This window comes from Anaerotalea alkaliphila, from assembly GCF_010179735.1.
In the GTDB taxonomy this organism is placed as follows: domain Bacteria; phylum Bacillota; class Clostridia; order Lachnospirales; family Vallitaleaceae; genus Anaerotalea; species Anaerotalea alkaliphila.
Genome location: NZ_JAAEEH010000074.1, coordinates 1 through 2,933 on the forward strand (window position 1 = coordinate 1; position 2,933 = coordinate 2,933).

A 2,933-nucleotide genomic window follows, 5' to 3' on the forward strand; every position below is an offset into this window, starting at 1 on the left:
ACACATATTCAAAAGCAGCTACTACTTTTTTGTTCTAAATCAAAAAAACATGGCTACGGGAAAGACTAAAGGCTTGAAAAACGATGTGCCTTGCCTAGCCATCGCGCCAGCGATTTGGTACAATTGAAACAAGACGGGAGGTGGTATTCATGAAGCGGTCCTTATCGGCATTTCTGTTCGTGCTGGTGCTCTATCTATTGGGAAATGAACTCTTCCGGCAGTCGGAGGTCGAACGGCAGCGGCAGGCGCTGGAAGAGTTGCGGCAACTTTACGGCGCCGGGGAGGAAATGGAGTCTCCCGAGGAGTTTTTAAAGGAGGTTTCCCCACCGCCCGTCCGGGAGAGCTACCAGGTGCGGGGAAATCCCCAGCAGCCGCTGTTCGACAGGAACAGCGGCTATGTGGGGTGGGTCCGTATTCCAGGCACAAAGGTCGACCATCCGGTGGTCCGGGGAGTGGACAACGAATTCTACCTGGACCACAATTTCGACAAGGAAAAAGACAAGGCGGGTTCCATCTTCATGGATTACCGGAATGTGGGGAACGGATACGACAAGCATATGATCCTTTACGGACACAACCTGAAGGATGACAGGATGTTCGGGGAGCTGGGGAAGTATGCGGATCCGCTTTTCCTGGAGGCGAATCCGCTCCTGGAGTTCGAGGGCCTGTTCGGAACCCGCAGGTTCGCCGTGTTCGCCGCATACTTCACGGATGCCGACTTCTACTTCATCGAGACCCGGTTCGAAGGGGAGGAATACGGGAAGTTCCTGGAAACCATCCAGGACAAGTCCGTCCATGCAAAGATCCTGGAGGTGGGACCTGAGGACAAGATCCTCACCCTGGCCACCTGCAGCTATGAAGTCGACAACGGAAGGTTCGTGGTCCATGGAGTGGAAATAAAATGATGAAAACATATTGACAAATGGATTCATAAGGGGTATTATGGTATTCATAATAAGAAACACGCAAGAACATGTAAAGGTGCATGTCGGCAACGTAGGCAAAGTGGCCTACACATTTCCCTGGTGGAAATGTGTAGGCCTTTTTTGAGTTCATCCAGCAAATCATCAGCAGAAGTGGAGGAGAAAAAATGGACAAGATGACGAAAATCGACATCATTACCAGGCCGGAGAAGGCGGAAGATCTGAAGGAGGCCTTGAACCAGATCGGCATCACGGGGATGACGTTCTCCCATGTGCTGGGTTGCGGGCTGCAAAAAGGAAAAAGCGAGTACTACAGGGGCAGCCAGTACAAGATAGATCTGCTTCCCAAAATCAAAATTGAAGTTGTCGTGTGCGAGGTTCCTGTGGACCTGGTGGTCAGCACGGCCACCCAAGTGCTCCGGACGGGGGAAGTGGGGGATGGAAAGATTTTTGTCTACGCCACCCAAGACGTGGTCAAGGTACGCACAGGCGAGCAAGGGGTAAAGGCCCTTTAGCAGATTCGAAAGAAGGAGGAATACGGTATGGAAGATTTGAAATTTGTCATGGACACGATTTGGGTTTTGGTTGCTGCGGCGCTGGTGTTTTTCATGCAGGCGGGATTCGCCATGGTGGAGACCGGATTCACCCGATCAAAAAATGCGGGCAACATCATCATGAAGAACCTGATGGACTTCTCCGTGGGATCCGTCATCTACTGGGCGGTGGGTTATGGATTGATGTATGGAACGGACCTGGGAGGCTTCCTGGGGATGCCGTCGTTTTTCTTCAGCGGCGACTATACGGCATTGATATTCCAAACCGTCTTCTGCGCGACGGCGGCAACCATCGTTTCGGGCGCGATGGCGGAAAGGACGAAATTCTCCTCCTATCTGATTTACAGCTTCTTCATATCCCTGCTGGTCTATCCCATCTCCGGGCACTGGATCTGGGGCGGCGGCTGGTTGTCCCAGTTGGGCTTCCATGACTTCGCCGGCTCCACGGCGGTCCACATGCTGGGCGGCGCAGCAGCCTTGGTGGGAGCCTACGTGCTGGGCCCCAGGCTGGGCAAGTACACGAAAGACGGCCGTTCCATGGCCATCCCCGGCCACAGCGTGACCTTGGGTGCACTGGGGGTCTTCATCCTCTGGTTCGGATGGTTCGGCTTCAATGGCGGTTCCCAGTTGGCAGCCAGTTCCGTGGAAGACGCTTTGGCCATCGGACGTATCTTCGTAACCACAAACCTGGCCGCAGCCATGGCGGCCATCGCAGCAATGACAGTGACGTGGATCCGATACAAGAAGCCTGATGTCTCCATGACATTGAACGGTGCGTTGGCCGGTCTGGTGGCCATCACCGCCGGATGCGATGTGGTCACTCCGGTGGGGGCTGCGGTCATCGGCCTCCTGGGTGGCGTGACGGTGGTGTTCGCCATCGAATTCGTAGACAAGGTGATGAAGGTGGACGACCCGGTAGGTGCCGTAGGGGTGCACATGGTGAACGGAGCCCTGGGAACGGTGATGGTTGGCGTATTCGCAGTGGACGGCGGCGTCCTTTACGGAGGCGGATTCGGGCTTCTGGGTGTCCAGGCTCTGGGAGTTGTGGCGGTTCTGGCCTGGACCCTGCTGACAACCTACATCATCTTCAATGTCATCAACCTAACCGTAGGCCTGCGGGTCAGTGAAAAGGAAGAAATGGTGGGACTGGACCTGGAAGAACACGGAATGGAATCCTATGCGGACTTCCAGGTGCGGACATAGGCCACAGACACGGGAACACAGGAGAAGGCAGCCTTTGGCCAATGTCATTAAGTTAATGGCAGCAAAAAAGAATTCTGAGAAGAAGCATATGCGTTTTTTCTTCAGGATTCTTTTTTATGACTCGGAATATAATTCATAAGTGAAGTATCACATTTGGAGCAATCAAAAAAGAGCAACTAGAGACGAACTCCAGTTGCTCCAAATGTGGTTCTTCACGATTGTACCAACTCGCGGATGTTAGCCGGTGATCCGG

3 protein-coding genes are annotated in these 2,933 nt (G+C 53.6%); all 3 read left to right on the top strand.

The window, feature by feature from the left end; genetic code table 11:
• Positions 1-149 precede the first annotated feature (149 nt).
• The 3 genes from srtB (at position 150) to GXN74_RS14125 (ending at position 2,680) form a co-directional block, all read left to right on the top strand.
• The gene (srtB, locus tag GXN74_RS14115; RefSeq protein WP_162371575.1) at positions 150-905 is read left to right on the top strand and encodes a class B sortase; all 756 of its coding nucleotides are present in this window, start codon (positions 150-152) and stop codon (positions 903-905) included.
• Between the two features lie 185 nt (positions 906-1,090).
• Positions 1,091-1,438 carry a P-II family nitrogen regulator gene (locus GXN74_RS14120; RefSeq protein WP_162371576.1) on the top strand — a complete coding sequence of 116 codons (348 nt, stop codon included), beginning with the start codon at positions 1,091-1,093 and terminating at the stop codon, positions 1,436-1,438.
• A gap of 27 nt (positions 1,439-1,465) precedes the next feature.
• Entirely contained in the window at positions 1,466-2,680 is a 1,215-nt protein-coding gene (locus GXN74_RS14125) for an ammonium transporter (RefSeq protein ID WP_246208739.1), read from the top strand.
• Positions 2,681-2,933: the final 253 nt, after the last annotated feature.